The sequence below is a fragment of the Romboutsia sedimentorum genome (assembly GCF_030131845.1).
In the GTDB taxonomy this organism is placed as follows: Bacteria; Bacillota; Clostridia; order Peptostreptococcales; family Peptostreptococcaceae; genus Romboutsia_D; species Romboutsia_D sedimentorum.
This window is the reverse complement of record NZ_JASKYM010000009.1, coordinates 51610-75248: the sequence shown is the minus strand read 5'-3', so window position 1 is coordinate 75248 and position 23639 is coordinate 51610. Positions and strand designations below refer to the sequence as shown.

Sequence of the window (23639 nt, the reverse complement as noted above, 5' to 3'; positions counted from 1 at the left end):
TATATTGAGTAACCTAATTTTAGAGGAGATGGTACGGATGAATGAAAAAGTAAAGAAAGAGGCGATAGAGTGGATGAAGATAATTGCGACAGCTCTTATATTTGCCGTTATAATAACTCAATTTATAAAGCCTACATTGGTAAGAGGGGAATCAATGTATCCGACCCTAGAGGAAAATGATTATTTAATAATTAATAGAATGGCGTATAAAATTGGCGATCCAAAAGATGGAGATATAATAGTATTTAGCACAGAACTATTACAAGAAGATGGGGATCGAAAAGATCTAGTAAAAAGAATTATTGGAGTTTCAGGCGACCATATAAAAATAGAAAACTCAAAAGTATATGTAAATGATAAATTAACAAATGAACCATATATACATGATAATTATACTGAAGGAAATATAGATATTGTTGTACCAAAAGGAAAAATATTTGCTATGGGAGATAATAGAGAAAAAAGCTTAGATAGTAGATATGAAGATGTTGGATTAGTTAATGAAAAAGATGTAATGGGTAAAGTTATGATAAGATTGTTCCCATTTAATAAAATAGGAAAAGTTAATTAGAGGTTTGTTATGAGAATAGGGATATCAGCACTTTTATTTAATATTGAAGAAGCTTTAAATTTATGTGAAAAAATAGAAGATATAAAACATATAGAAGTTGGTATTGATAACTTAGATGAATGCGAAAAATTATGTGATTATAAAGATAGAATCAAAGAATTAGATTTATCACTTGGGATTCATTTACCTATGGAATTAAATACTTGTGAAAATGTGGATTATATAAGAAATTCATGGATAAAATTTGTGGGAAAATTATATGATAATTTAAAAGAAATAGATATAAAATACATAAACCTTCACTTAGGATATGTAATGAGTAACAGACTTAAAAAAAATAGAAATAAATATTTAAATATTAGTAGTGATTTTTTAAAAGTATTGTCAGATAGAATAGACACCAATATTTCTATAGAGAATGTGTATTCAGAGAATGGAGATTTTTCAAATGTTGGAAACATAGCATATGATTTTGAATATATATTTGAGAGAGTAAAAAATAGTAGATTATGGTTTTGCTATGATACAGGACATAATTTAATAAATAAAGATAATTATATAAAACAACTAAGCAAAAAAACAAAAGTAATTCATTTAAGTGATAATGATGGCATCAATGATAAACATATTGGTATTGGTAAAGGAATATTATCAAAGGAGCATATAAAAGAGGTTGTTAATTTAGATACCAATTATATGGTATTAGAAATTAACTATAAAGACATTGAGGATAGTATCAAAAATTTAGATTTTATTATGAAAGAGGTGTAAATACCTCTTTTTCCTGTATGTAGGAGAAGGGAGAAATATGAGGAATATAAATTTAAACATTGATGGGAAAGCGATGCAATATAGTATTAAAGACGGATACTCTTCTATATTGTTAGAGGATATAGCAAAAGAAATCAGTGAAAGTTATAAAGGGTACATAACTATTGCTATTGTAGAAAATAAATTAAGAGAATTAAGCCATCAAATTAATGAAGGCTCTGAAATAAGATTTTTAGATACAAGTACACCAGATGGGATGAGAGTATATTCAAGAACAATGTCATTTGTGTTTATAATGGCTTGTAATGAACTATTTAAAGAAAGTAGAGTTACAATAGAGCATTCTTTATCTAATGGTTTGTATTGTGAAGTTCACATAGATAAAAAAATAGATGAAGATGATATTTATAACATAAAGCAAAGAATGAATGAGATAGTAAAAAGTAATTATAAAATAGAAAAAATATCAACTAATGTAGGTGAAGCAATAGATATATTTGAAAGTTGTGGTCTCCATGAAAAGGCAGAACTATTAAAATATAAAGAATATGATGATGTAAAACTTTATAAATGTAACAATTATATAGATCATTTTTATGGATACATGTTACCATCAACAGGATATATAAAAACATTTGATTTGAAATTATATAATGATGGAGTTATTCTTTTAGGACCAAGTGAATTTAACAAAAATTTATGTGTGGAATTCAAGCAACAGCCAAAGCTTGCAAATATATATAAAGAAGCAGAAAAATGGTCAAAACTTATAGGTGTAGACAAAGTAACAACGCTTAACAAAATAATAGGAAACGATGAGTATGGAGAGGTAATAAGAATAGTTGAAGCACTACATGAGAAAAAACTTTCTCAAATAGCAGATATAATAAAAGAAAAAGATAAAAGAGTAGTATTAATTGCAGCACCATCTTCATCAGGAAAAACTAGTTTTGCCAACCGACTATCAATACATCTTAGAGTTAACAACTTAAATCCTGTTTCGATATCTTTAGATGATTATTTTGTCAATAGAGAAGATACTCCTTTAGATGAGTTTGGAAATTTGGATTTTGAATGTATAGAAGCTATAGATTTAAAAAGATTTAATAAAGATCTAAAAGATTTATTAGATGGGAAAGAAATAAGCTTACCAAAGTTTAATTTTAAGCTAGGTATAAGAGAAGAAACTGGTAAAAAACTAAAAATAAATCAAAATCAGCCAATAATCTTAGAGGGAATACATGGATTAAATCCTATGTTAACTAAATCTATACCAGATAGTGATAAATTCAAGATATATATAAGTGCTCTTACTCAAATAAATTTAGATGACCATAATAGAATTCCAACAACTGACTTAAGGTTAATAAGAAGAATGGTTAGAGATTATAATTTTAGAGGTTATAGCGCAGAAAAAACAATAATGCAATGGGAATCTGTAAGACGTGGTGAAAAGAAAAATATATTCCCTTATCAAGAAGAAGCAGATATAATATTTAACTCTGCATGTGTTTATGAATTATCTATTTTAAAAACATATGCAAAACCATTATTAGAAGAAATCTCAATAGAAAATCCATCATATATAGAAGCGAATAGATTGCTTAAGTTTCTTCAATATTTTACTGAATTGAAAGACACATCAGATATACCTTTCACATCTATATTGAGAGAGTTTATAGGCGGTAGTAAAATAGTAGACTAGAGATATATAAAAGTCCTGATATTGACAGAATGTCAGGACCTTTTGTATTATATAACTAGCATATATTTAGAAATATAACTAAATAAGGAGGTAAATATGGAAAGAATACTTAAAGAAGTGTTAGATACAAATAGAAAATACGTGAATTATGGTCAAGTGGCTAGTTATATACCTGAATTAAAAAATGCACATAGAGATGATTTGGGAATATGTATAATAGATAAAGATAATAATGTATATAAAGTGGGAGACTGTGAAACTAAATTTACAATACAGAGTATATCAAAAACTATAGTACTTGCAATGGCTTTAATGGATAATGATTGGATTGATGTCTTTTCAAAAGTTGGGATGGAACCAAGTGGGGACCCATTTAATTCTATAATGAAGCTAGAAACAAATGATACAAAAAAACCGTGCAATCCTATGATAAATGCTGGAGCTATAGTGACAACATCATTAATAAAAGGAGCTACTCCTCAAGAAAAAGAAGAGAGAATGTTAAAGTTTTTTAGACGATTAGCTAAAAATGACAATATAGGGATTAATTATGATGTTTATGAGTCAGAAAAAGTGAGCGGAGATAGAAATAGAGCAATGGCATACCTTCTTAAAAATGATGGATTCATTGATGGTGATGTAGAAGAAGTATTAGATTTGTATTTTAAACAGTGTTCTTTAGAAATAGATGCAGTAGATTTAGCAAGAATAGGTATGAATCTTGCATCTTATGGTATTGATGTAGAAAATGGTGAAAGATTAATAAGTGAGAGAGTTTCTAGAATGGTTAAAACTTTCATGGTTACATGTGGTATGTATGATGCATCTGGAGAGTTTGCTATAAAGGTTGGAATACCTGCTAAATCTGGTGTTGGAGGGGGCATAATGGCATCAGTTCCAAATAGCATGGGTATTGGAGTTTATGGACCATCTTTAGACAAAAAAGGAAACAGTGTTGCAGGAGTAAAAATATTAGAAGACCTATCTAAAAAATTAAATTTGAATATATTCTAAAAGATAGAATTTTTTGACAACTACATATAGGTAATATATAATTAAATTAAAATAACATAAAATCTTTTTTTTAGGGGTGGGGGAATGAAACAAGTACTTGTGTTAAGAGATTTAGAATGTATAAAAGCTATTGCGCATCCTCGAAGAATAGATATTCTAAAAACATTTAATAAATCGCCTTTATCAGCGAAACAATTATCACAATTATTAGATGAGCCTCATGCTAAGATTAACTATCACATAAAAACTCTTTATAAGGTGGGTATATTAGAGTTAGTAGAGGAAAAAGTAAAATCAGGAATAGTAGAAAAGTATTATTACCCAAAAGCAAAAAACATAGTAATAGGAAAAAAAGTGCTAGATTTTTCATTAGAGAATGAACAAAAATCGGAAAAATTATGCATATCTAAATTTGAAAACATAAGTGAATTATTTTATCATGCAGCGGAGGAAGAACAATTGTCAAATGATAGCATCATTGACTACAATGAACTTTCTTTAAGCTTAGATGAAGTTAATGATTTAAAGAATACTATGAAATCAAAAATAGATGAAATTTTAAAATCGAGAGAAAAGATGGATATAGATCAAGGATATAAAATAGCAGTTTTAACTATACCTATGTTAGAGAAAAAAATATTTAATATGTAATAAGTGTCAACTTTTGTTGATACTTATTTTTTTGGGTATAATTAAATAATATAAACAATTAATAAAACATAAAAGGAGAATATACATGTTAGTAATAGGACCACACATATCGATATCAAAAGGATATAAAAAAGCAGCAGAAGTTGCAATAGAAATAGGAGCAAATACATTTCAGTTTTTTAGCAGAAATCCAAGAGGAGGAAATGCTAAAGCATTTGACGAAAAAGATATAGCTAAATTTCAAGAAATAAGAAAAATAAACAACTTTGGACCTTTATTAGCTCATGCACCTTACACTATGAATTTAGGTGGAGCAAAAGATGAAGTATATGAGTTTGCTAGAAAAGTTATAAAAGAAGATATAGAGAGAATGGAGTTTTTAGGAGTTGAGTATCTATGTTTCCATCCAGGAAGTCATGTTGGAGGAGGAGTTGATTTTGGAATCGATAGAATAGTTAATGCGCTTAATGAATCTATAAAGGGTGATGAGAAAATAACTATACTTCTTGAAACTATGTCTGGAAAAGGAACTGAAATCGGATTTAAATTTGAACATCTTAAAAGAATAATAGATGGAGTAGAACATAGTGAAAGAATGGGTGTATGCTTAGATACATGTCATATTTTTTCAGCAGGATATGATATAGTAAATGATTTGGATGGAGTTTTAGAAGAATTTGATAAGATAGTTGGATTAGATAAATTAAAAGCAATACACCTTAATGATAGTATGATGCCATTTGGAGATAAAAAGGATAGACATTCGGTAATAGGAGAAGGTAAAATAGGATTAGATGCAATAATTAACTTTATGACGCATCCAAGCATAAGTCATCTTCCATTTTTCTTAGAAACACCACTTGAAGAAGAAGGTCATAAAAGAGAAATAAAAATGATAAAAGATATATTAAAAAGCAAGTAAAAATATATTTCAAATAGTTAGGTGGGGAAATAATGAGATTATTAGGAAAAACTAATATGAATATTAAAAGAGTAGGATTTGGTGGAATACCTATACAAAGAATTACTCAAGATGATACATTTAAAGTAATTGACGAACTAGAAAAGCAAGGAATAAATTTTATAGATACAGCAAGAGGATATACTGTAAGTGAAGAGTATATAGGTAATGCGCTAAAGGGAAAAAGAGATAAATTCTTTATAGCTACTAAAAGTATGTCTAGGGATTATGAAGGTATGAAAAATGATATACAAATAAGTTTATCAAATCTTAAAACTGATTGTATTGATTTATATCAAATTCATAACCTTAAAAGTGAAGAATATGATACTATATTTGATGATAATAAGGCATATAAAGCGTTATTAGAAGCTAAAAATTCTGGAAAAATAAAACACATAGGAATAACTAGTCATAGCTTAGAAACAATGCAAAAAGCAGTAGAAGATGATAAATTTGCTACAATTCAATTTCCATACAATATAGTAGAAGACCAAGCAGATGAAGTATTTAGAAAAGCGAATGAAAGAGGCATAGGAGTTATTGTTATGAAGCCTTTAGCAGGAGGGGCACTAGATGATGCTACTTTAGCTATAAAATATATACTTTCAAAAGATTATATAGATGTTGCTATACCAGGTATGGACAGTATTGAACAAGTAAATCAAAATGTTTCTGTATTAGAAGACTTACAACTAACAAAGTCCGATAATGATAAAATACAACAGATAAGAAATAGCTTAGGAAAAAGATTTTGTAGAAGATGTGAATATTGCCTACCATGTCCTGTAGGAGTAAATATACCTACAAACTTTTTATTAGAAGGATATTATACCAGATATAATTTAAAAGAATGGGCAGTAGAAAGATATGAAGCTATAAGCGGAAAAGCAAATGAATGTATAAATTGTGGATTATGTGAGACTAAATGTCCATATGAACTTCCTATTAGAGATATGTTAAAAGATGTATCAGTAAAACTTGGATAGTGTAGAATTATAAAAATAAAAAAAGACAATAATAAATAGAACTTAATAATTACATATGTAATTATTAAGTTCTATTTATTTGAAAATGTCACGCTAGCGTGACATAAAATACAAAGAAAACTAATTATATTGGGTCGATACTATAAGATACATTATATTTAGAAAGTGGATAAAGCTCTATTTCAACACGTGGATTTTCTTTATCTATGAAATCAAACAATAAAACAGGTTTGAGCTGTTTATCATTTTTTATAATGCCACTTTTTTCAATACCATCACATATACTTTTAGGGTAATTGTGTAAATCTCCCATGCGTTTATCAGGGAAATATAATTTTAGTATCATAATTAAATCTTCTGTAATAGTATCACCATCATATTGCTGATTTATAAAACCGGCAATCATATTTTCATAAGCTAAATATTTAGAATGTTTACCGCTTGATGGCATCCATGCCTGACCGTGAATATTATGAAGTTTGAAATTGGATTTACTTATAGGTCTACCTGGTATTACTAATTTAATCAAATTATCACCATCCTTACACCTTAGTTATTATAAATCTAATGAGAGATTAATGAAAGGATATTTTATGAACAAAAATAAATTAAAAGAATTTTGTGCATCACTAGGATTGAAATGTGTAGGCATAGCAAGTGTTGAAGTAGATAAGAATTTAGAAAGAGTAGTAAAGCGTAGATTATCAAATGGACATGTAACTGGGATGGAAGAGAAAATGATCGAAAAAAGAATGAATCCAAAATATACAATGGAAAATGCAGAATCTATAATAGTATGCGCATTTCCATATTATATAGGAGAAAAAGAAAATTCTAATTTATCTAAGTATTGTTATGGAAAAGATTATCATATTGTAGCAAAGAATAGCCTTCAAAAAATATGTGATTTTTTAGAATCAAATATTAAAGGTTTTGAGTATAAAATATTTGTAGATAATGGGCCATTGGTAGACAGAAATTTGGCGTATAAAGCAGGTATAGGATATTTTGGGATAAATAATAACATAATAACAGACGAATATGGTTCATATGTTTTTATAGGATATATTATAAATAATTATGCATTTTACCCTGATGAACCCTTACTAAAAACATGTATAAAATGTGGTAAGTGTGTAGAATATTGTCCGGGAAATGCTCTTTTAGGAAATTTTGAGATGAATCCTAAGAGATGTTTATCTTATTTGACACAAAAGAAAGAAGAATTGAGTGATGAAGAAATAAAAATATTAACAAGTAGTAATAGTATATTTGGATGTGATATATGCCAAGATGTATGTCCTCATAATAAAAATATATCTAAGACTGATATAGCAGACTTTATGGATGATATAATATATAGATTAGATTATGAAGAAATTAATGATATATCAAATAAAGAATTTAAGAGAAGATACGGAGATAGAGCTTTTAGCTGGAGAGGGAAAAATATAATTAAGAGAAATTTAGAATTACTAAAAGAGAAGTCTGATGACTAATAAGTCAAAAGGCTTCTTTTTTATATTATCAATAAAACAATAATTTAGTGAAGTACAATAACATTTTATTTTTATTCTATCAACATATACAAGCTATTACACATAGAATGTAAAAAAGAAAAGAAGGGGGAGAGGTTTATGTTAACGTATAAAAATACATCTGAAATAGAACCTCTAGAAAGCATATTAGGTCAAAAAAGGGCTATTGATGCAATGGAGATAGGATTAAAAATTGATAACCCTGCCTATAACATATACTTAGCTGGAGAATCAGGAACAGGTAAAACAACATACGCTATTAAAGCATTGAAAAAATATGCATCCCAAAAAAGTGCACATAAAGATTGGTGCTATGTATATAATTTTGAACACCCTAGAGAGCCTTCTGTGATTGGCCTTGAAAAAGGATTAGGAAAAGTATTTAAAAAAGACATAGAAAAACTTATAGAAACACTCCTAGATGAATTAAAAGATACATTTGAAAGTGAAGATTTTGAGATAGGAAAAAATCAACTTATTGATGATTATGAAATACAAAAAGATGCTTTATTGAAAAAAATAAAAAAATATGGAGAAGAAAAAGGATTTAAATTAAAAAATAGTAAAGTAGGTATGGTGTTTATACCTATAAAAAGTGAAGATAAAGATGACGATGATAGTTATGAAGATAGTGAAGAATTTTATAAAGTAAAACGAGAATTAGAAAATATGGCAATTCAAGTAGTTTATAAAATAAGAGATGTAGAAGATGCAGCAAAAGAAGCATTATTAGAACTAGAAGAAGAAGTTGCTAAATTTGTAATTGACCCATATATACAATCTTTAACTGAAAAATATGAAGAATACGATAAAGTTAAAATATATTTAAATAATATGAAAAAAAATATATTAGAGTATGTGTACTTATTTTATATGGATGAAGACGAATTAAAAGATAAATATGACAAAGATCACTTCTTAAAGTATAAAGTAAATCTGTTTGTTGACAATGATAGCGATAAAAATAATTCAACTGCGCCTATAATTGTTGAAATGAATCCGAATCCATCTAATTTATTTGGTAAAGCAGAATATGATTATTATAATGGAAATGTAAAAACTGATTTTACAAAATTAATACCAGGAGCAGTACACAAGGCTAATGGAGGTTATTTAGTTTTATACGTAGATCAGTTATTAAGATATGGATTATCTTGGGACATATTAAAAAGAACAATTCAATCCAGAAAAATAAGCGTAGATACTCAAACATCTATAAAACCAGAAAGTATACCTATAGATATGAAAGTTATTTTAATAGGAAATAACTATACGTATAATTTATTATACAATTATGATCCTGATTTTAACAAATATTTCAAGATATTTGTTGATTTTGATGATGAAATGGATAAAAATGAATGCAATGAAGAGGGTATAGCTAGATTTATAGCATTACAATGTAATAGAAATAACCTTAAACACTTTACTTACAATGCAGTAAAAGAGGTTATTAAGCTTAGTACAAAAATAACAGGAGATAACTATAAACTTTCAACTCAATTTAACAAGATACTAGAAATTGTTGTAGAAGGAGATGCATATGCAACTATTAGAGGTGTTGAGTATGTTGACAAAGAGGATATAAAAAAGGCAATAGATGAAAGAAGGAAGAGACTAAGTAGAATAGAAAGTAAGATAGATGAATCATTAGAAAAGGGATTTACACTAATGGAAACTCAAGGCCGTAGAGTTGGAGTTATAAACGGATTATCTGTATTAAATATGGGAGAATATTCTTTTGGAAGACCATCAAGAATAACAGTAACAACTAGTCCAGGAAGTAAAGGAATAGTTAATATAGAAAGAGAAGTCAATATGAGTGGCCCTATTCATAATAAAGGTGTATTGATATTAGGTGGATATATATCAGAAAACTTTGCTCAAGAATTTCCTTTATCAATAAATGCTTATATTTGTTTTGAACAAAACTATGGTGGCGTAGATGGAGATAGTGCAACTGGTGCTGAAGTATACGCTTTAATATCATCAATAAGCAAGATACCTCTAAAGCAAAACATAGCAGCAACAGGTTCTATGAATCAAAAAGGAGAGATACAAGTTGTAGGGGGTATAGTTGAAAAAGTAGAAGGTTTTTACTCAACTTGTAAAAGAAAAGGATTAACTGGAAATCAAGGTGTAATAATTCCAAGAAATAATAGCCGAAACTTAGTTTTAAGTGATGAAGTAAATGAAGCTATTGAAAATGGTGAATTTAAAATTTATGAAATTGATAGAATAGAAGAAGCACTTGAAATTTTAACAGATATGAAATTTGAACAAATTAAGAAAATAACAACAGAAAAATTACGTGAATTTAGCAACATTCAAAATAAAATAAAAGAATAGTTTTATTAAATAATTTAATGGGTAAAAATAAAAAGAAAGCAAAAATAATATAATTTTTTGCTTTCTTTTTTTAATTTAATGCACTTTATGTTGAAAAAAATAAATAAGAAAAAATTACATAATTATGATAATAAAATTTGTTATATATTGTTCGATATGAAGGATAATATATTAATAAAAGAATTTTTAAAGGGGGAATTATTATGAAAGAAATTAACAAGATATTAGATGTATTAGAAGATACTTATCCAGATGCAAAATGTGAGTTGAATTACACTACACCATTTGAACTTTTAATAGCAACAATATTATCTGCACAATGTACAGATGTGAGGGTAAATAAAGTAACTAAAAGTTTATTTGAAAAATATAATACACCTAAAGCTTTTGCAAATTTAAGTATAGAAGAAATTAGTGAAGAAATAAAAAGTTGCGGTCTCTATAAAAGTAAATCGCAAAAAATAAAAGAAACATCTCAAATACTATTAAATGATTATAACGAAGAAGTGCCGAATACCTTAGAAGAATTAATAAAATTACCTGGGGTTGGAAGAAAAACTGCTAATGTAGTACTTAGTAATGTATTTAATGTAGATGCTATGGCAGTTGATACCCATGTATTTAGAGTTTCAAATAGAATAGGAATAGTAAATACTAAAACACCAGAAAAAACTGAATTTGAACTAATGGACGCAATACCAAAAATTAGATGGTCTCATGCTCATCATCTTTTGATTTTCCATGGAAGGAGAATTTGTAAAGCAAGAAAGCCTGAATGTGAGATTTGCCCTATAAAAAATGATTGTAATTACTATAAAGAAGGGAATGACAACGGTGAGACGACTTAAAATAATAGCAGTAGTATTGTCAGTAGGAATCTTTTTTTTAGGAAACACAAGTTTAGTACAAGCTACAAATAAAGAAGGCACAATACACAAAAATATTTCAATAGAAAATATTGATGTTTCAGGATTAACTAAAGAAAAAGCGCAAGAAAAAATTGAAACCTTCATAAATAGTAATAGTAAAATTAGTTTTTCTAGCAATGATAAAATTTATAATCTAGATATGAATGACATAGGTGTAGTTTATAAAATAAATGAAAGTGTAGACAAAGCATATAACCTAGATAGAAATAAAAATATAATTTCAAACATCAAAACAAAAATAGACTTGGATTTAGGGGAAAAATTAAATGTTAATATAGAAAAGAAGATTGATGAACATAAAATCAATGAATATATTAAATATATAAAAAATGATATAAAAAAAGATCCTATAGATGCAACTATTAAATTAGATAAAGATATATTAACTTATGGAAAAGAGGAATATGGGTTAGACTTAGATGATAGTAAATTAAAAAATATCATAATAAACAAAATAAATGAAATAACTTATGATAAAGCAGAGATTCCGACAATAGTAGTTAATCCGAAATATAGATATGATGATTTGTGCAAGGTGAATTCAATTTTAGGAACTTATGAGACAAATTTCAATCCTAAATCCTCAAATAGAGTTAATAATATACAAGTTAGTGCAAATACAATAAATAATATATTGTTAAATCCAAATGAAGAATTTTCATTCAATTCATATGTGAAAACAAAAGAAGTTACAAACCAATTTAAGAAGGCTCCAGTTATAATAAATGGAAAATTAGAACCAGGATTAGGGGGAGGTATATGTCAAGTTTCAAGTACTTTATATAATGCAGCACTTTATGCAGGTCTCGAGATAACAAATGTTAGAAACCATAGTATTCCAAGCACATATATACCAAAAGGAAGAGATGCTACTATTACTAATGGAGATGTGGATTTAAGATTTAAAAATAACTTTGAAAGCCCAATATTTATTGTTCAAAAAATAGATGGAAATAAAGTTGTTTCTACAATTTATGGAAGCGAAGAATATAAAAAAGAAATTGAAATAGTAACAGAAATAGTTAAACGTGTACCATATAAAGTAAAAGTGAAAAATAGCAATGAATTGTACAAAGGAGAAAAAGCGCTATATCAAAGAGGAAGAGAAGGTTATACAATAAATACTTTTAGAATGTATAAAGATAAAACAAAAGAACTTATACACGAAAGTTATTATCCTCCTATGGACAAAATAATAATAAATGGAATTAAAGAAAAGAACAATGATGAATTTAAAGAACAAGTTGTATAAGACATAAAGTCTCCTACTGCATAACTTTGGTAGGAGATTTTAATTTTTATATAAATGTATAAATATAAGTTTTTTAAAGTGAGTTTTTAGAAAAGTGATTTTCTGTTATAATTATAAATGAGAAATATTAGAATGTAAAATAATTAAGCTTGATACAATTAAGTTTGATTTAAACAAAATAAATGTAATGATTTATTTACAAAATGATAAGGAGAACAGATATGGCATTAAACGTAGTTTTAGTAGAACCAGAAATACCTCAAAATACTGGAAATATAATAAGAACATGTGCTGCAACAGGAACAACATTGCACTTAGTAAGACCGTTAGGATTTTCACTTGAAGATAAATATTTAAAAAGAAGCGGTCTTGACTATTGGGATATAGCGAATATACAGTACTATGACAGTTTTGAAGAAGTGGTACAAAAAAACCCGAACGGAAAATTCTTCTTTTCAACTACAAAAGTTAATCAATCACATTCAGATGTAGAATTTGTTGAAAATTCATTTATAGTATTTGGAAAAGAAACAAAAGGATTACCGGAGACATTAATAAACGAAAACTTAGAAACTTGTATAAGAATACCTATGATAAATCTTGAAAAAGCTAGATCGTTAAATTTATCAAACTCAGTTGCTATAGTTGTATTTGAAGCATTGAGACAATTAGGTTATCCAAATATGAGATAATCCCAATTATCCTGAATATAGTTTAATAAGGGGGCATGTGTAATGAATAAAATAAAAATAATATGTGATAGTTTATCGGACATACCTAAAGAATTAATAGATAAATATGACATAGAAGTAGTACCATTAACTGTTATATTAGATGATAAAGAATATAAAGATGGTGTTGATATATCTAATGATGAATTCTATAAAATACTTAGAGAACAAAATGCATATCCAAAAACTTCTCAAGTAACTTACCCTCAATTTAAAGAGGTTTTTGAAAAATATGTAAATGAAGGAAGAAAAATACTTTACATAGCAGGATCATCAGTAGCAACAGGAACATATCAAAGTGCAGTGTTAGCTAAAAATGATATAGATGGTGAAATATATACTTATGATTCTCAAACATTTTCTTATGTAATAGGAATTTTAGTTGTTAAAGCGGCTGAACTTGCACAACAAGGAAAAGATATAGATGAAATATTAGATGAAATAAAAAAATTAAGAGAAAAAACTTATGTTTTATTTTCAGTAGATACATTGGAATATCTGCAAAAAGGTGGAAGAATATCTTCTACTAAAGCAGCAATAGGAAGCATATTGAATATAAAACCAATACTAGACATAAAAAATGGATTAGTTTCACCAGTATGTCAAGTTAGAGGAAAGAAACATGTTATATCGAAGATGATAGAATTAATAAAAGAAAACTGTGGAACTGACTTAACAAATCAAGTTATATGTATAGGATATAGTGATGATTTTAAAGAAAAAGATAAATTAACAGAAGCAGTTAAAGAAGAATTTAATCCAAAAGAAATATTATATTTCCAAGTAGGAACATGTGTAGGTTCTCATGCGGGACCTGGCTCAACTGTGATTATATGTCTCAAAAATAAATAGTATGTCACATTAAGAAAGATCTTCATTTTGAAGGTCTTTTTTTATTTTTGAAAAAAATGCAAATGTTTTCTTGTGAAAAATTATAATAATAAATATACACTATTTAACGAAATGTAGTTATATAGTGCCAAAAATATAATATATATTACCATAAAAATAAAATTATATATGGAAAAAAAAATCAACATAGTGTAAAATTAAATCAGTAAACAATAAAAACTAAAAATTAAAGATTACTTGGAGGAAACTTATGAAACTTAAAAAGTTATTATCGTTAGGTTTAGCTTTGGTTATGAGTACAAGCATGCTAGTTGGGTGTAGCCCAAAGTCTGGTTCAGAGAAAGATAAAAAGGCTGAAGGTGAAAAGGTATTCAAAATAGGTATGGTAACTGATACAGGTGGAGTAAATGATGAGTCATTTAATCAATCTGCTTGGGCAGGCCTAGAAAAATTACAAAAAGAATATGGAAAAGAAAAAGTTCAAGTTAAATATTTAGAATCTAAGCAAGATGCAGATTATGTACCAAATGTTGAAACATTAGTTGATGAAGACACAGACCTAATAATAGGTGTAGGATTTAAATTAGCAGATGCAATAGAAGAAGCTGCTAAAAGTTACAGTGACAAACAATTCGCTCTTATAGATGCTGCTTATGAAAAGCAACCTGAAAATGTAACTTCTTTATTATTTGAAGATAACGTATCAGCATACTTAACAGGATTAATAGCTGGTAGAATGACAGAAACTAAAAAAGTTGGATTTATAGGTGGAATCTCTGGAGAGGTTATAGATAGATTTGACTATGGATTTAGAGCTGGAGTTGAAGCTGCTAATCCAAATGCTGAAGTGACAGTACAATATGCTAACAGCTTCACAGATGCTGCTTTAGGAAAATCTATAGCTAACCAAATGCATAAAAATGGAAATGATATAATATTCTCTGCTGCTGGTGCAGTTGGAATAGGAGCTATAGAAGCTGCTAAAGAAAACAATAAAAAAGCTATAGGTGTTGACCAAGATCAAAATAAATTAGCACCAGACAATGTAATAACTTCAGCAATGAAAAATATAGACGTTGCAGTATTAAACTTAGGAAAATCTATAATTGATGGAACTTACAAAGGTGGACAACTTATAGTTAATACATTAGATATGGATGGAGTTGGAATAGCACCAACTAGTAAGAAAAATGTAGCCCCAGACGTATTAGAATATGTTAAAGGTGAAGCTGAAAAGATTAAATCTGGAGATATAAAAGTACCTCAAAATGAAAAAGAATATAAAGAATTAAAAAAATAAATATAAAAAATAATACAAAAAAATAATATGAAAAATAAGAAGCTATCCAAGATACAGGATAGCTTTTTATATGGTTTGATATTTAACATAATTTAGATAGAAATAATGACATAAAAAGTATTATACTCTATATATAAAGTAAACTTATTGTATAAATGTATATATATGGTAAATATAGGTTGCAATATAAAAATAACAGACAATAAAAATTAAATTTTTGCTTAAAAATATATTAAATGGTTTGTTATAGACACTGTATTTTAGTATAATGAAAATACTGAATATTTAAAATTAAGGAGGGTGATGAAGAGCTATGAATAATAGTAATATCGATTACAGTCAAAAAGTTGTAGAAATGAAAAAGATAACTAAGATGTTCGGAAATTTTGTTGCGAATGATAACATAGACTTGACTGTGCACAAAGGTGAAGTACATGCTCTTTTAGGTGAGAATGGAGCTGGAAAATCAACTCTGATGAACATCTTATATGGTTTATATCACCAAACATCGGGTGAGATTCATATAAACGGAAATTTAGTAAATATGGACAATCCTAATGTTGCAATATCTAATGGTATAGGAATGGTTCATCAACATTTTATGTTAGTTCAACCATTTACAGTAGCCCAAAATATAATACTTGGTACAGAGCCAATAAAAGGCATGGGAGCTATAGACATCAAAAAAGCAGTAAAAGATGTTGAAGCATTATCACAAAAGTATGGATTATATGTTGATCCAAACAAAAAAATAGAAGATATAACAGTTGGTATGCAACAAAGAGTTGAAATATTAAAAGCACTATATAGAGGTGCAGAAATATTAATACTTGATGAGCCAACAGCAGTTCTTACACCGCAAGAAATTCAAGAGCTTATGCAAATTATAAGAAACTTAACTAGAGAAGGTAAGTCTGTAATAATAATAACTCATAAATTAAAAGAAATAAAAGCATCAGCTGATTATTGTACTATAATCAGAAGAGGTAAATATATTGATACTGTAAAAGTTTCAGAATCAAGCGAAGATGACTTAGCTGCTAAGATGGTTGGTAGAGAAGTAAACTTTAAAGTAGATAAAATAGAAGCTAAACCACAAGAAGTTGTTTTACAAATAAAAGATTTAACAGTAAAAGACAATAGAAAAATATCTGTAGTAGATGAATTATCACTAGAAGTAAAAGCTGGTGAAATATTAGGTGTTGCAGGTATTGATGGAAATGGACAATCTGAATTAGTTGAAGCTTTAACTGGGCTAAGAAAGTCTGAATCTGGAAGTATAAAAATAAATGGACAAGAAGTGTTTAATAAAAAACCTAAAGAAATGTTTACATCGGGAATAAAAAATATACCTGAAGATAGACATAAAAGAGGTTTAATATTAGATTTCTCTGTAGCTGAAAACATGGTTTTACAAAATTATAAAGATCATAGATTCTCTAAAAATGGAATTTTAAATAAAGATGCTATAGATAAATATGCAGAAGCGATAGTGGAAAGATTTGATGTAAGACCTACAGATCATACAACTAAAGCTAGATCTTTATCAGGAGGTAACCAACAAAAGGTTATAATTGGTAGAGAGGTTGATAATATAGAGATTTCAAGAGCAGCCACACAAAAAGCACAACTATTAATAGCTACTCAACCTACAAGAGGGTTAGATGTTGGAGCTATAGAATTTGTTCATAAATCATTAGTTAAACAAAGAGATGAAGGAAATGCAGTACTTTTAGTATCTTTAGAATTAGATGAAGTTATGAATGTATCAGATAGAATAGCAGTAATATATGAAGGCAAGATAGTAGGAATTATGGACGCAAAAGATGCAGATGAAAATACATTAGGACTTATGATGGCTGGAGGTGAAGAGCATGAGTAGTAATACAAAAAAGAAAAAAATGTCACTAGCCGACAACGCAGTATTGTTTTCTTTAATATCTATAATACTTGGACTTATTGTTGGGGCTATAGCACTTCTTTTAGCGGGTGAAGATCCAATAGTAGCGTATTCGGCTATGCTAGAAGGCGTATTTGGAAAGCCTAAATTTATAGCATGGACTATAATAAGATCTACTCCACTTATATTAACAGGTCTTTCTATTGCCTTTGCATTTAAAACAGGATTATTTAATATAGGTGCAGAAGGTCAATTTATAATAGGAGCATTAGTTGCTACTATAGTTGGTGCTGGAGTACAGTTACCAGCTATAATACACATACCATTTACTCTTTTAGTCGCAGGATTCGCAGGAGGATTATGGGGTGGATTTGCAGGATGGTTAAAGTCTAAGTTTGGAATAAATGAAGTTATAGCAACTATAATGCTTAACTGGATAGCTTTCTATTTAAGTAACTTTATGATAAAAAGCACTTGGTTAGCAAGACCAAATAGTGAAGCTTCAGTAAGTATACATGATTCAGCAAGTATAGGAATAGATTGGTTAACAGGATTAGTAGGACCAGCAACAAAGGTTAACTGGGGCATAATTATATCTATAATACTTGTTTTAATAATTGCATTTATACTGTTTAAAACAACTTTAGGATTTGAACTAAGAGGAGTTGGATACAATAAATTTGGTGCAGAGTACGGTGGAATAAACGTTAGTTCATCAATATTAAAATCTATGGCAATTGCAGGTTTACTTGCAGGTATAGCAGGAGCTATACAAGTTATGGGTGTATCTGGTAATGTAACAATACTTGCAGCACAAGAGGGATATGGTTTTGATGGTATCGCTGTTGCTTTAATTGCAAATAGTAACCCAATAGGAGTTATTTTCTCAGGATTGTTATTTGGAGCATTTAAATATGGTGGAACGAAGATGCAAGCAGTAGGAGCACCTTCAGAAGTAATAAATATAGTTATAGGGTCAATAGTTTACTTTATAGCTTTAAGTAGTGTTTTAAGAATGATGTATGTTAAATTTAGAGATAAAAAGAACAAAGGGGGTAACGTATAATGGAAGATTTTGCTTTAATTCTTAGTACTACCTTAATGTATTCTACACCCCTTATATTTGCAGCTTTAGGAGGAGTGTTCTCAGAGAATTCAGGTATAATTAATATAGGTATAGAAGGTATGATGACTATAGGTGCTTTTGCAGGTGCAGCAGCAGGTGTTATTATAGGAAATCCTTGGATAGCTTTTATGATAGGTGGAATTGCGGGTGGTATATTTGCATTGATACACGGAATTGCTACTATAAGTTTTAATGCAGACCACACTATATCAGGTGTTGCAATAAACTTATTAGCTCCTGGGGTTGCGTTATTTGCATCTAAGATAATGTTTGATGGTGCAACTATGACACCAACTATACCAATGGAAAATAAGATACCAAGACCGTTAAATGGATTATTCCCATCTGGTAGTGTATTAGATATTATATTTAACTCATACGCAACAGTATTTTTAGCTTTTATATTAGTTGTAGTTGTATGGTATGTGTTATACAAAACTAGATTTGGGCTTAGAGTAAGAGCAGTTGGAGAACATCCAGGATCAGCAGATACATTAGGTATAAATGTTGCATTAACTAGATATTCAGCTGTAATAATATCAGGTGTATTAGCAGGATTAGGTGGAGCATCAATGAGTTTAGCTGTTGTTTCTTCATTTAGACCTACATTAATTTCAGGACAAGGATATATAGCTATAGCAGCAGTTATATTTGGTAAATGGAGACCACAATGGGCAATGGCAGCATGTTTATTATTTGGATTCTCAACAGCATTATCAGTATACTTTGGTAATCCGGAATTACCATTTAGCATAAATGAAAACTTATTATCAATGATACCATATATTGTAACATTAATAGTTTTAGTTATCTTTGTTAAGAGTTCTAAGGCTCCAGCAGCGCTTGGTAGCTCATATAAAAAAGGTGAAAGATAAAAAAGATGATAGCATATGCTATCATTTTTTTTTGTAAATTATTTGTAAGCATATAATATGAATTAAATAAAACAAATATAGATATAATAAAAGAAAGAGTTGTTGTAGATGAGATTAAAAAATCTATTCTAAGTACTAATAAATTATCAAATTGATTTTTATACTTCCTCTTATAGCAAGAAAGGAGCGAGTAGTTGACAATGAAAAATATTTACCTAACTTTATCAGAACAAGATAAGGCATATGCTATGAAATTTTTAAATAGTAATAACTTAAAAAAAGAACTAAAGTATGATGATGAACTTGTAGAAATAGAAATAAGTTCTGATAAACAAAATGAAATAAATAAAAAAGAAGCAACTGAAGAAATAACTGATTTAATAATCGGCATAATGAAAGACAAAATGTTAAAGGAACACTTATCAAAACAATATCATGATACATACTTAAGAGAAGATGAAAAAATATATATGCATTTATTAGACTTATTTGTGGAAAAGGAAAACTTAATTAGGCAGTCTGTTTACAGCGCTGTATACAATTATATACAAAATAACGACTATATAAATTTAGAAGGTTTTGTAAAATTTAGAATGAAAGGATTTTCTAAATATATCTCACATATAGTTGATATAGCAGTAGAAGAATATATACTTAAAAAAGATCAAGATGAGTTTATAAATGTTTTAAAATATTTTATAGATATGCAGGATGAAAAAATAGATTTATTAAAAGTTCACATAATGAAAGATAATTCATTTTTATTATACGACAAAGACGGCAATAGAATAGACAATATTGATAATCAAGAAATTGTAAATATGATAATCAAAGAAAATTTAAATTATGAGGATTTTTTAATAAGTACATTATTGACTCTGTGTCCTAAAAAAATAGAAATATTAGACACATTAAATAATAATGCATCTAAAGAAATAATAGAAACTATAAAATCTATATTTGTTAATAAAGTAGTAAAAGTATATGAAAATTAAATTAAATAAGTATTAACATTTAATTTATGATATTAACAACAATAAAATATTACTTTTTAAAATTCGATAAAAGTCTTATAATGGTATAATAAATAGTTATAAAATGAACTATATATTATATTAGGACGAGGAGAATTTATTATGAGTAATATATTTAAAATATTAATATTAGCAAGTATAGGCGGGGTAATAGGATATGTAACTAATGTTGTAGCAATTAAGCTGATATTTAGACCTATAAAACCTATTAAGATACCAGTAATAAATAAAGAGATTATAGGACTAATACCAAAGCGAAAAGCTGAGATTGCTAGTAATATAGGTGAGATAGTTCAAAAGGAATTTATTTCATTAGATGAAATATTAGAAAATATAATCACAGAAGAAGATAAAGAAAATGTAGTAGAGTACATAAAGGTAAAAATAAAAGTTATAATAAATGAAAAAATGGCATTTGCTCCTAGTGCTATAAAAAATATCATACAAGGATATGTATCAGAAGCAATTGAAAATGAAATAAAACAAAGTATAGACGATTTAAGTGAAGAAGTAATAAGAAAAGCAAATAAGCGTATAGATATTGGCAAAATGGTAGAAGATAAGATAAACAACTTAGATTTATATGAATTAGAGGAAATAATACTTAGAATAGCAAAAAATGAATTAAAGCATATAGAAATACTAGGTTTAGTATTAGGATTCTTAATAGGTATAGTACAAGGATTAATAATTATATTTATATAATATATTTATTGTTGCGACACCTATAAGTATCTGCTATAATTATATTAAATTTAAAAGCAAGCTATGAAAAGGAAGAGTAAAGTAGAAACAATTGCCAGAGAGGATAAGTCACCGGCTGAAAGCTTATCTAAATATGACTATTTGAAAACTACCTTGGAGCAGAATTTATTAACATATATTAATATATATGCGAAAGTATTCGGTTGACTACCTTATAGTCATCAAGAGGGTTGTATAAATATACGCCAACTTGGGTGGAACCGCGAATTAATACTCGTCCCAAATACATTATTTGGGTCGAGTTTTTTTAATATAAAAAATTAATCAAGGAGGTAAAAAAAATGATAAAAGTTACTTTGAAAGATGGGTCAATAAAAGAGTTTGAAAATGAAATATCTGTTATGGATATAGCTAAATCTATAAGTGAAGGGTTAGCTAGAGCAATAGTTGCAGCATCAGTTAATGGGGACGTTGTAGGATTAGACTACAAAGTAGAAAAAGATTGTGAATTAAACTTATTTAAGTTTGATGATGTAGAAGGTAAAGATGTGTTTAGACATACATCTGCACATATGTTAGCTCAAGCTATAAAAAGATTATATCCACAAGCTAAGTTTGCGATAGGACCAAGTATAGAAAATGGATTCTACTATGATATAGATTTAGAGCACAGACTAACAATGGAAGATTTAGAGAAAATCGAAAAAGAAATGAAAAAAATAGCTAAAGAAGATTTAAGCGTAGAAAGATACGAGTTACCAAAAGAAGAAGCTTTAGCTTGGGCAAAAGAAAACGAAGAAATATATAAAGTTGAGCTTATAGAAGACTTACCAGAAGGCGAAATAATATCGTTTTATAAACAAGGAGACTTCACTGATTTATGTAGAGGACCACACTTACCTTCAACTAAAAAAGTTAAGGCAGTTAAGTTATTAAGTGTAGCAGGTGCTTACTGGAGAGGTGACGAAAAGAACAAAATGCTTCAAAGAGTATATGGTATAACTTTTGAAAAGAATAAAGATCTAGAAGAATACTTACATTTACTAGAAGAAGCTAAAAAAAGAGATCATAGAAAATTAGGTAAAGAATTAGATTTATTCTTTATACCAGAAGAAGGACCAGGATTCCCATTATTCTTACCAAAAGGTATGGAACTTAAAAATGAATTATTAAAATTCTGGAGAGAAATACACAGAGCAGATGGATATTGTGAAATAGAAACTCCAATAATATTAAACCAAAAATTATGGGAGACTTCAGGTCACTGGTACCACTACAAAGAGAATATGTACACTGTTCAAATAGATGAGCAAGACTTTGCTATAAAGCCAATGAACTGCCCAGGTTCAATGTTATATTATAAATCTAGCCCACATTCATATAGAGATTTCCCTATGAAAGTTGGTGAGTTAGGTAGAGTTCATAGACATGAGTTATCAGGAGCATTACATGGATTAATGAGAGTTAGAGCATTTACTCAAGATGATGCACATATATTCATGCTACCAGAGCAAATAAAAGAGCAAATAAAAGGTGTTGTAAACTTAATAGACAGTGTTTATAAAACTTTCGGATTTGAATATCACTTAGAATTATCTACAAGACCAGAAGATTCAATGGGAACAGATGAAGAGTGGGAAACTGCTGAAAATGGATTAAGAGAAGCTTTAGAAGAATTAAATTTACCATATAAGTTAAATGAAGGAGATGGAGCATTCTACGGTCCTAAGATAGATTTCCATTTAAGAGATTGCTTAGGAAGAACTTGGCAATGTGGAACTATACAATTAGATATGCAACTACCTCAAAGATTTGATATAAGTTATGTAGGTCAAGATGGTGAAAAGCATAAACCAGTTATGATACACAGAGTTGCATTTGGAAGTATAGAAAGATTCATAGGAATATTAATAGAGCACTATGCTGGTAAATTCCCAGTTTGGTTAGCTCCAACTCAAGTTAGAATACTCCCTATATCTGATAAGTACAATGACTATGCTAATGAAGTTAAAAAAGCTTTATTTGAAAAAGGTATAAGAGTTGATATAGATGATAGAGCAGAAAAGACAGGGTTTAAGATAAGAGAAGCTCAACTTCAAAAGGTACCATATATGTTAGTAGTTGGAGAAAAAGAAGAAGCTGAAAAGAAAATATCTGTTAGATCAAGAGATAATGGAGAAGTAGGAACTCTAGATTTAAATGAGTTTATGAAAACAGTGTTAAAAGAAGTTGAAGAAAGAACAAATGTTATACAAGGATAATTAGTATAACTCTACTAATTACAAAGTCCCAAGTTTTTTTGAACTTGGGACTTTATTTTTTATACCTAAAAGGGTGTAGTACTATTTTCTAGTGCTACACCCTTTTATATTATTTGAATTTTGTA

Annotated in this window: 21 protein-coding genes and 1 other annotated feature; of the genes, 20 read left to right on the top strand and 1 reads right to left on the bottom strand. The window is 28.2% G+C overall.

Features of this window, described 5'->3' with window-relative positions; genetic code table 11:
* Positions 1-37 precede the first annotated feature (37 nt).
* The 7 genes from lepB to QOZ84_RS13830 all read left to right on the top strand — a co-directional run bounded on the left by lepB (position 38) and on the right by QOZ84_RS13830 (position 6662).
* Positions 38-571: a signal peptidase I gene (lepB, locus tag QOZ84_RS13860; protein WP_284133537.1), complete on the top strand. Its 534-nt coding sequence runs from the start codon at positions 38-40 to the stop codon at positions 569-571.
* Between the two features lie 9 nt (positions 572-580).
* The gene (locus tag QOZ84_RS13855) at positions 581-1342 is read left to right on the top strand and encodes a sugar phosphate isomerase/epimerase family protein (RefSeq protein WP_284133536.1); all 762 of its coding nucleotides are present in this window, start codon (positions 581-583) and stop codon (positions 1340-1342) included.
* A gap of 37 nt (positions 1343-1379) precedes the next feature.
* Positions 1380-3047, top strand: a complete 1668-nt coding sequence (locus QOZ84_RS13850; protein ID WP_284133535.1) for a nucleoside kinase — start codon at positions 1380-1382, stop codon at positions 3045-3047.
* 96 nt (positions 3048-3143) lie between these two features.
* On the top strand, positions 3144-4061 hold the full coding sequence (gene glsA, locus QOZ84_RS13845) for a glutaminase A (protein WP_284133534.1): 918 nt from the start codon (positions 3144-3146) through the stop codon (positions 4059-4061).
* A gap of 84 nt (positions 4062-4145) precedes the next feature.
* Positions 4146-4712 carry an ArsR/SmtB family transcription factor gene (locus QOZ84_RS13840; protein ID WP_284133533.1) on the top strand — a complete coding sequence of 189 codons (567 nt, stop codon included), beginning with the start codon at positions 4146-4148 and terminating at the stop codon, positions 4710-4712.
* An 85-nt stretch (positions 4713-4797) separates the two neighbouring features.
* Positions 4798-5634, top strand: a complete 837-nt coding sequence (locus QOZ84_RS13835; RefSeq protein ID WP_284133532.1) for a deoxyribonuclease IV — start codon at positions 4798-4800, stop codon at positions 5632-5634.
* A gap of 32 nt (positions 5635-5666) precedes the next feature.
* The gene (locus QOZ84_RS13830) at positions 5667-6662 is read left to right on the top strand and encodes an aldo/keto reductase (protein ID WP_284133531.1); all 996 of its coding nucleotides are present in this window, start codon (positions 5667-5669) and stop codon (positions 6660-6662) included.
* Between the two features lie 124 nt (positions 6663-6786).
* Here QOZ84_RS13830 and QOZ84_RS13825 read toward each other — a convergent pair whose 3' ends face one another.
* Positions 6787-7191: a RusA family crossover junction endodeoxyribonuclease gene (locus QOZ84_RS13825; protein ID WP_026900076.1), complete on the bottom strand. Its 405-nt coding sequence runs from the start codon at positions 7189-7191 to the stop codon at positions 6787-6789.
* 64 nt (positions 7192-7255) lie between these two features.
* Between QOZ84_RS13825 and queG the strand changes: the two genes are divergently transcribed.
* From queG to thrS, 13 genes are all read left to right on the top strand, one after another.
* A complete protein-coding gene (gene queG, locus QOZ84_RS13820; RefSeq protein ID WP_284133530.1) occupies positions 7256-8161 on the top strand; it encodes a tRNA epoxyqueuosine(34) reductase QueG in 906 nt (301 codons plus the stop codon).
* A gap of 138 nt (positions 8162-8299) precedes the next feature.
* The gene (locus tag QOZ84_RS13815; RefSeq protein WP_284133529.1) at positions 8300-10549 is read left to right on the top strand and encodes a Lon protease family protein; all 2250 of its coding nucleotides are present in this window, start codon (positions 8300-8302) and stop codon (positions 10547-10549) included.
* A gap of 203 nt (positions 10550-10752) precedes the next feature.
* Positions 10753-11397: an endonuclease III gene (nth, locus tag QOZ84_RS13810; protein ID WP_284133528.1), complete on the top strand. Its 645-nt coding sequence runs from the start codon at positions 10753-10755 to the stop codon at positions 11395-11397.
* Complete coding sequence (locus QOZ84_RS13805; RefSeq protein WP_284133527.1) at positions 11384-12730, top strand: VanW family protein; 1347 nt, start codon at positions 11384-11386, stop codon at positions 12728-12730. The genes nth and QOZ84_RS13805 overlap by 14 nt, the downstream gene beginning before the upstream one ends.
* A gap of 221 nt (positions 12731-12951) precedes the next feature.
* A complete protein-coding gene (trmL, locus tag QOZ84_RS13800; RefSeq protein WP_284133526.1) occupies positions 12952-13422 on the top strand; it encodes a tRNA (uridine(34)/cytosine(34)/5-carboxymethylaminomethyluridine(34)-2'-O)-methyltransferase TrmL in 471 nt (156 codons plus the stop codon).
* Positions 13423-13464: 42 nt separating this feature from the next.
* A complete protein-coding gene (locus QOZ84_RS13795; RefSeq protein ID WP_284133525.1) occupies positions 13465-14313 on the top strand; it encodes a DegV family protein in 849 nt (282 codons plus the stop codon).
* A gap of 250 nt (positions 14314-14563) precedes the next feature.
* A complete protein-coding gene (locus QOZ84_RS13790; protein ID WP_284133524.1) occupies positions 14564-15613 on the top strand; it encodes a BMP family lipoprotein in 1050 nt (349 codons plus the stop codon).
* Positions 15614-15926: 313 nt separating this feature from the next.
* Entirely contained in the window at positions 15927-17495 is a 1569-nt protein-coding gene (locus QOZ84_RS13785; RefSeq protein ID WP_284133523.1) for an ABC transporter ATP-binding protein, read from the top strand.
* Entirely contained in the window at positions 17488-18579 is a 1092-nt protein-coding gene (locus tag QOZ84_RS13780; RefSeq protein ID WP_284133522.1) for an ABC transporter permease, read from the top strand. Before QOZ84_RS13785 ends, QOZ84_RS13780 begins: the two co-directional genes overlap by 8 nt.
* A complete protein-coding gene (locus tag QOZ84_RS13775; protein WP_284133521.1) occupies positions 18579-19514 on the top strand; it encodes an ABC transporter permease in 936 nt (311 codons plus the stop codon). Before QOZ84_RS13780 ends, QOZ84_RS13775 begins: the two co-directional genes overlap by 1 nt.
* Positions 19515-19714: 200 nt before the next feature.
* A complete protein-coding gene (locus QOZ84_RS13770) occupies positions 19715-20509 on the top strand; it encodes a putative sporulation protein YtxC (protein WP_284133520.1) in 795 nt (264 codons plus the stop codon).
* A gap of 141 nt (positions 20510-20650) precedes the next feature.
* Positions 20651-21253: a DUF445 domain-containing protein gene (locus tag QOZ84_RS13765; protein ID WP_284133519.1), complete on the top strand. Its 603-nt coding sequence runs from the start codon at positions 20651-20653 to the stop codon at positions 21251-21253.
* A gap of 54 nt (positions 21254-21307) precedes the next feature.
* Positions 21308-21538 (top strand) — a binding site (T-box leader).
* A gap of 56 nt (positions 21539-21594) precedes the next feature.
* The gene (thrS, locus tag QOZ84_RS13760; protein ID WP_284133518.1) at positions 21595-23514 is read left to right on the top strand and encodes a threonine--tRNA ligase; all 1920 of its coding nucleotides are present in this window, start codon (positions 21595-21597) and stop codon (positions 23512-23514) included.
* The last annotated feature ends 125 nt before the right edge of the window (positions 23515-23639 follow it).